The organism is Serratia sp. MMO-28, assembly GCF_037199905.1.
GTDB lineage: Bacteria > Pseudomonadota > Gammaproteobacteria > Enterobacterales > Enterobacteriaceae > Chania > Chania oryzae.
This window is the reverse complement of record NZ_JBBCVB010000020.1, coordinates 109,204-116,429: the sequence shown is the minus strand read 5'-3', so window position 1 is coordinate 116,429 and position 7,226 is coordinate 109,204. Positions and strand designations below refer to the sequence as shown.

Below are 7,226 nucleotides of genomic sequence, written 5' to 3'. Positions count from 1 at the left end.
CGCAATAAGCTCTCCCACGGGCTTGGTGTCCCAGAGGGCGTACGTGCTGCCACGCCGGGTAAGAACACGGTACAACCTATCTTTTTACATCAACTACAAACATACAAGGGCCGGGGTGAGGGGCAAGTCGTGCGGTGATCGTCCCCTCACCCTAACCCTCTCCCCAAGGGAGAGGGGACTGGTTAGCCTTAACTGACAAGCATTACTCCTGAATGTGTGGGTTATTTTGCTGTTAAGCACCAGGGCCTGTGGTTAACTTAGGGGATGAAAATTTCACCGACAAGGGCGAATATCAGGTGTTTGTGCGATTATCAGAGCTTTTGTTATTTTCTTGTTAATTTTGTGATGCGGTTAGCTAATTTGCTATTTACCCCATTCCAGATTATTCAGGGTAAGAATTGAGACGAGAAATGAAGGGCCTGTTTAACAGCCCTTGCAAATATTTTTATTTATCAATGTGTTTAGAATGCATGCCAACATCTCTTTCGGTAAAGAGATCAACACAGTTCCAATTGCACATCATATTGCTCGATGATCTTCATCACGCTGGGCGGCGGAGCCTGATCGGTAAACAGATAGTCAATCAGGTTCATATTGCCCAGATTCACCATGGCATTACGGCCAAACTTGGAGTGGTCGGTCACCAGCATCACGCAGCGGGAGTTTTCGATAATCGCGCGCTTGGTGCGCACTTCGTGATAGTCAAACTCCAGCAGCGAACCGTCCATATCAATACCGCTGATGCCGAGAATGCCGTAATCCAGGCGGAATTGAGAGATAAAGTCCAGCGTGGCTTCCCCCATGATACCGCCGTCGCGGGTGCGCACTTCACCACCGGCCAGGATTAGGCGGAAGTCTTCTTTGGCGGTCAGCAGGGTGGCAACGTTCAGGTTGTTAGTGACTACCCGCAGGTTTTTATGATTCATCAGCGCATGGGCCACCGCTTCCGGTGTGGTGCCGATATCAATAAACAGCGTAGCACCATCGGGGATCTGGCTGGCAACGCGCTGGGCGATGCGCGCTTTCTCAGCCGACCACATCACTTTGCGATCGTGATAGGCGGCGTTGACCGAACTGGACGGCAGCGCCGCGCCGCCGTGGTGGCGTTGTATCTTGTTCTGGTCGGCCAGGTCATTCAAATCACGGCGAATAGTTTGCGGGCTGACGGCAAAATGCTCGACCAACTCTTCCGTACTGACGTAACCTTGCTGACGCACTAATTCGATAATGGCGTCATGACGCTGTGTCTGCTTCACGATAATCCCCTAAATCGCCTGATGTACCTGCCGTCTTTCTCAAGGTATCCGGCTGTTATTGTTGGTGGTGCGCACGATGGCGCGTATCCCAAAATGCCATTAATAACCCTAACACTAAACCGGCCACGTGTGCCGCATTGGCGATCGACATTCCTAAAATATCGAAATAGCCAGCGACCAGCCAGAGCACGGAAAACACCATTAAACCGCGTGGCAGATTAAGGCCGCATTGTGGATTGCGTTCGCCGCTCAGCCAGACATAGCCCATCAGCGCGTAAACCACGCCGGAAAGCCCACCAAACAGCGCACCGCTGAACAGGGATTGCGCCCAGCCGCTGAAAAAGGCCGAAACCACGGCGATCACGAACAGTTTGCCGGTGCCGAGGCGTTTTTCTACCGGGCCACCGAGATACCACCACCAGAGCAGGTTAAAGGTAATGTGCAGCAGCGAGAAGTGCAGGAAGGCATGGCTGAACCAGCGCCACAGTTGGCCGTATTGCGAGCTGTTCTGCGGCCAGGAGAGCCAGTACATCACGGTATCATCCCCAAGCACCTGCATCAGAATGTACACCAGAATGCACAGCGACATGACCGTGAGCGTCAGCGGCCCGGCTTTGCTGCGGATGATCTGCAGATAAGAGAATTGTTGGTAGTGCAAACCGGCGTCGGTATTGCCGGCCTGCCAACTGGCCGCCTGATAGCGGCTATTCATGGGATCGAGCAGAAACTGCTGCAACTCATGTTGCACCTGTTCCAAGTGGCCGTCGTCCGCCAGCCAGATTTCTGCGGCCTCGCTGGTATTGCGGATCTCAAGCTGGATGCTTTGTGTAGCCATGTAATCAACAAAGGCTTGCGCCAGGCGAGGGTTGGATACGGCGATCACTCGAACCATGGATTTTCCGTCTAATTAAATGATTTTATCCGCGAGTTTAGCCCTCTGCGGCGCTGATGGCAGATTATACCGTTGAAATACTGCACGCAGCGAAAAAAACAGCGGAGAATTGAGCTGGCCGCCCAAATAGGCGACCGGCGAAGAGTCAGGCGGAGGTTTCGACATCCTGCGGGAACTGGCGGGCCCAGGCTTCAAAGCCGCCGTCGATGCTGTAAACCGCATCAAACCCTTGGTGCAACAGGTACTGCGCGGCGCTGCGGCTGCTGTTACCGTGGTAACACATCACCATCACCGGGCGATCGAACTCATTTTGCTGCATAAAAGCTGGCAGGCTGGCGTTGGTGAGGTGAAATGCACCTGGTGCATGCCCGGCGGCGAAACTTTGCGGATCGCGGATATCAACCAGCGTTGCGCTGCCTTCTTGCCAACGGGTATAGGCCTGCTCAACGCCGATCGCTTCAAACTGTTCCATAACTTCAGACTGCCTCGTAATTGGGGGACACTGATGAGTGTAACCAAATCCCCCTCATTTATGACCAGAGCAACTCTGTGGGTTTTCTGAACGGCAGATTACCAGCGGTAGCTCAGGCCTAACGAAGCCCCATAATCCTGGTAACTATTGCTGCCCATGGTGCTGCCGCCTTCCAGCCAAATCTGGAATGAGCTGGTGGTTGGCGTTTTTATCCCGGCTTTCACTTCGAACAGATTATTCAGGGAGGCAGCTTCTATTCGCGCATCATTAAAAGAGACCGCATTGCTGCCATTATTGTGCCACCAGTTGGTGGCCAGATAGGCGGTAATATTGTCGTCTTGATTGCTATACCAACGGATGCCTGCCCGTGAGGTGAAATCTGGCGCATCACTTTGCTGAATGAATATACCTGTGGTATCACGGTAATTATCAGTACGGAAATCATTATAAATAAGCTGGAGCTGAGGCTCGATAATTAATTCCCACTGTGAGAACGGTTGAAAAGCATAACCGGTTTCCAACGAGAGGCTGAAGTTGTTGCTGTTGTAATCCTTTTGGCCTGCACGATTATTAAACCAGGAATATTGTAGCCATGAATCAATATAGGCACCGTCATGGTTGTTACTGTCCTGATACCAGGTGCTATAGATGCCGAGCGAATAGCCGTTGACTCTACCATCGGAGGTTGTATTTACGGCGTGCGACTCGCTATCAGCGCGGCCATAACCGGCCATAAGGCCCATGCTCCATTCCGCGTTGTCTTGCTGAGAAGCAAAGACATCCCCGCCCAATTGGAACACCTGGCGATCTATATCGATCGGTAAATTACCCTCGGCGGCACTCAGATTTTTCGTGTGATAACCGGAGGCGCGTAGCCATAATTGATCGCTGCCTGGAGAGGATTTCCGCTGATGTAAGGTTTGGGAAAATAACGAACGGGCGGCTATCTGATTACCCAAATAGCTTCCGGCATCTGCGGGAGGGCTATAATCTGTAGACGTATCGTCACTGGCGATGGCGGGGGAAATAGCCAGAAAAAGGCCAGCGGTAATGAGGAATGTCCTTATTATTGCCATTATTCCAACTCCTTATGGAAAATATTACGCAATATTACTGACAGGAAGCGTTAATGTCATTGGGCATACGACAAAATAAGAATATACCCTTCATACTTCAAGTTGCTTGGGTGTTGGCTGCCTTCGTTCACCCCAGTCACTTACCTGAGTAAGCTCCTGGGGCTTCGCTCAGTTGCCGCCTACAAGCAACTCGAATTATTTTGGGTATACACCTTATCGGTAATAGGGTTTATTACGCGATCCCTTTCCTCTTTCAAGCCGCAGCACCTCCAGGCCCTCGACGGCCCCCTGAGGAGGCCACGCGAAGTATTGAGAGGACAGCCTTTACGCCCCGTACCCCATCATTTTCAGCAACTGTTGCGCCTGTTGCACCGCCTCCTGTCGGTGAGCCACCCCCAGTTTCTGGTACAGATTACGAATATGGGTTTTGATGGTGGTGGCCGCCACCGCCAGTTCACTGGCGATCTGCTCGTTGCTGTAACCGGAATAAATCAGGCCAAGCACCTGCCATTCACGCTGGGTCAGCGGGCTGGTGCGGATCAGTTCCGGCACCTGCGGATGGGTTAGCAGTTTATCGACAAAGCTCTCGTCAAAATGGGCGAACTTGTGGCGATGATGCTGGTTGATATCGCGCAAAATACGTTGTGCCCGGTGCTGTTCCAGCTCCGGCAGCGTGTTGAGTTGGATCAGTTGACGCAGTTGTTGCGCCATGGTTTCCCCTTCAATCACAAAGTGGCTGATAAACCCGGTGCGGTTTGCCAGCGCCAGCGCTTCGATCAACACCCGCAGCGCATCACTTTTGCGATCCATCTGCCAATAAAGCTGGTTGCTGAGCAGCAGGTTGCGGTTGAGATCGCTGACTAGCCGCAGGCGGCGGGCGTTCTCGTTCAACTCGTCCAGCACCACTTCGGCTTCTTCAAACTGGCCGAGCATAATCTGCACGCGGGCGATGTTACGCCATTGGCCCTGCATAAAGTGGTTGTTGGCCATGCCCGGTTTTTCGGTATGGCGCAGCCAGTTGGCCGCCGCAAGGGTATCTCCGGTCATCTGCCAATGGATCACCCGCGGTTTGTCGGCGTTGGTCAGCCAATCACGGTGATATTGCGAACCATGCAGCAGCACTTCGCAACGCTGCAAATGGGCATTGGCATTGTCCAGATCGCCGCGCGCCAGGGAACATTTCGCCAACATGGCGAGGCATTGCAACTGCTGCTGCGGCTGGTAGTTGGCCAGCACCTTCAGCCCTTCACGCGCCGCCTCTTCGGCCTCATCCAGCCGTGACCACGACCAGAGCACCTGCGAGCGGATACGCAGCAGGAATTCATGCATAGGCAACTGTTCCAGATGCTGTTCGCGCACCAGCTCAAAGGCTTTTTCCTGCGTTTCGTAAGCGGCCTGCAAGAACCCCTGGGCGATCAGGATTTCGCTTTGCTGCAACAGCGCCCACAGCGCGTAATGGTAAGCCTGATGGCGGCGAGCCATCTGTTCGGTCTGCTGCATCATCGGCAGCGCACGCGCCAGTTCGCCTTTGCAGTGGTGAACCTCGCCGGTCACCGAGGTGGCGACGATGCGGCTGTAATAGCTGGAAAGCGGCAGGAATTTCAGCGCTTCGGTGGCTAACCGTTCGGCTTCTTCTGGCTTGCCTGCGTTGATCGCCACCTGGGCGCGCAGTGCATCAAATTCGGCGTGCAAGGTCTGGTCGATGGCGATCTTCTGTTCGCGCATGGCCTGCTCGGCGCGCTCCAACTGGGTGTTAACCTCGCTGTAGCGGTGCTGGCTTTGTGCCAGCCAAGCCTGCAGCAGCGCCAGCTTCGGGTTTTGGATTAAGCGATCGTAAGGTAGCGCATTCAGGCACTCTTCCAGCAGCGCCAGCTCGCTGTGGTGGAACAGCGACCAGGCGTGCTGCAGCAGAATATCGCGCAGCATGCTGACGTCGCTGGCCGCCAACGCATGGTGAATGGCTTCTGCCGGGTAACCGAGCGCCAGCCAGCCTTCGGCAGCGGCACGGTGCAGGCCCGGCAACTCCAGCGCCAGCTCCCACTGGCAGCGCTGGCGCAGGAAGGAGGCGAATAACGGGTGGAAGCAGAACCACTCGCCGGTATCGTCCATACGGTGGATAAACAGCCCTTGGCGCTCCAGTTCTTCGAGACGCTGCTGGCCGTTATCTTCACCGGTCAGGCGCACGATCAGCGCATCGTTCATCGAACGTAATACCGAACAGCGCAGCAGGAAGGCGCGGGCATCGGCATCGACGCGATCCAGCACCTCGTCCACCAGGTAGTCGGAAAGGTGGCTGGCGTTCAGCCCGGCCAAGCGTTTGGCGGACTGCTGCGCGGAAGAGGCCGATTGACGGGCAGAAAGTGCGATCAATTGTAACGCGGTGGCCCAGCCTTCCACTTCGTCACACAGGCGGCTGCTGTCATGCTGTTCAAGCGGTGAACTCAGGCGGCAGTCGAAGAACTGTTTGGCCTCCTGGTGGGTGAAGGCTAACTGCTGCGTGCTCAACTCCAGCAGTTGATCGCGTACCCGCAGGTTGGCGATGCCGAGAGCGGGCAGCGTGCGCGACAGCAGGATCAGCGTCAGGTTTTCCGGCTGATGGCGCAGGAAGAAGCGCATCGCTTCGTGGATCACGTCATTGGTGATCAGATGATAATCATCAATCACCAGATAGAGAGGGTGATGCCAGTCGGAAAGCTCGATAAACAACTGCGCGAACAGCGCAGACAGGTTGGCGTACTGGTGTTTCTGGCTTAACGCTTCGCTCTTCACGCAGTGCCCACCGGTAGCCTGTTGCAGTGCGGCGATCAGGTAGCTGGCGAAGCGCTCTGGCTGGTTGTCGCTTTCATCCAGTGAGTACCACCCGAGATCCGACTTGCCCGCCGCCCATTGTGCAACCAGCGTGGTTTTTCCATATCCTGCCGGGCAATTGACCAATGTCAGGCGATAATTTGCCGCGCTGGCTAACTTCACCAGCAGGCGATCGCGTATCACGGTATTTTGCAGCCGTACCGGACGGCTCAGTTTTGATGGGATCAGCATAATATTCCAGGTGTAAAGTGCGGTTCCCGCCGCCGAAGGACTGCCCGAAGTTTTTTGTCGCGAATCTTCTTCGGGGCCGGGGTAATATTAATTATTTTGTAGCTCGTAATTAATCCCCCTCAATAACTTCGAACATCGCCAAAAGTATTGCAACAAGCTTCCGCTTTGGCTTGGAGTTAAGTTGCTATCGATCACACTTTTCATGCTCGCTGGCAGGCTGCTTTTCTAGCGTGACGTTTAACAGCGCTCGATAACTGTAGCGGTGATTTTTCTGCCTGACGAGATAAGAACAAAACTTCAGCGCCGCAGGCCACTATGTAAACGTCACTATGCCTTATGCTGTCGTTGTTTTTGTGCGCAACGGGAGCCTCAATGGCGCGTTTATCGGGGGTAAAAAGTGCCCGAGATCACAATTCTAACTACGCCCCAACGCTCCTCCCTCGCTAATCCCCAGGCGGGATGATGCCGTGGCGCGTTCTCCCCGGCACGAT

5 protein-coding genes are annotated in these 7,226 nt (G+C 54.5%); all 5 read right to left on the bottom strand.

The features are described 5' to 3' along the window. Positions 1-497: 497 nt before the first annotated feature. On the bottom strand, positions 498-1,256 hold the full coding sequence (locus WG891_RS18010; RefSeq protein ID WP_037402883.1) for a DeoR/GlpR family transcriptional regulator: 759 nt from the start codon (positions 1,254-1,256) through the stop codon (positions 498-500). Between the two features lie 55 nt (positions 1,257-1,311). Beyond that, positions 1,312-2,148, bottom strand: a complete 837-nt coding sequence (glpG, locus tag WG891_RS18005) for a rhomboid family intramembrane serine protease GlpG (RefSeq protein ID WP_337263983.1) — start codon at positions 2,146-2,148, stop codon at positions 1,312-1,314. A 145-nt stretch (positions 2,149-2,293) separates the two neighbouring features. Continuing rightward, positions 2,294-2,620, bottom strand: coding sequence for a thiosulfate sulfurtransferase GlpE (gene glpE, locus WG891_RS18000; RefSeq protein ID WP_337263982.1), 327 nt, complete (start codon positions 2,618-2,620; stop codon positions 2,294-2,296). Positions 2,621-2,718: 98 nt separating this feature from the next. After that, positions 2,719-3,696: an autotransporter family protein gene (locus WG891_RS17995; RefSeq protein ID WP_337263981.1), complete on the bottom strand. Its 978-nt coding sequence runs from the start codon at positions 3,694-3,696 to the stop codon at positions 2,719-2,721. A gap of 324 nt (positions 3,697-4,020) precedes the next feature. Continuing rightward, a complete protein-coding gene (gene malT, locus WG891_RS17990) occupies positions 4,021-6,735 on the bottom strand; it encodes an HTH-type transcriptional regulator MalT (RefSeq protein WP_337263980.1) in 2,715 nt (904 codons plus the stop codon). Between the last annotated feature and the right edge of the window lie 491 nt (positions 6,736-7,226).

Excerpts from the sequence above, each read along its gene's own strand:
- glpG (WP_337263983.1), bottom strand. The coding sequence starts at position 2,148 with ATGGTTCGAGTGATCGCCGTATCCAACCCTCGCCTGGCGCAAGCCTTT.
- glpE (WP_337263982.1), bottom strand. The coding sequence starts at position 2,620 with ATGGAACAGTTTGAAGCGATCGGCGTTGAGCAGGCCTATACCCGTTGG.
- WG891_RS17995 (WP_337263981.1), bottom strand. The coding sequence starts at position 3,696 with ATGGCAATAATAAGGACATTCCTCATTACCGCTGGCCTTTTTCTGGCT.
- malT (WP_337263980.1), bottom strand. The coding sequence starts at position 6,735 with ATGCTGATCCCATCAAAACTGAGCCGTCCGGTACGGCTGCAAAATACC.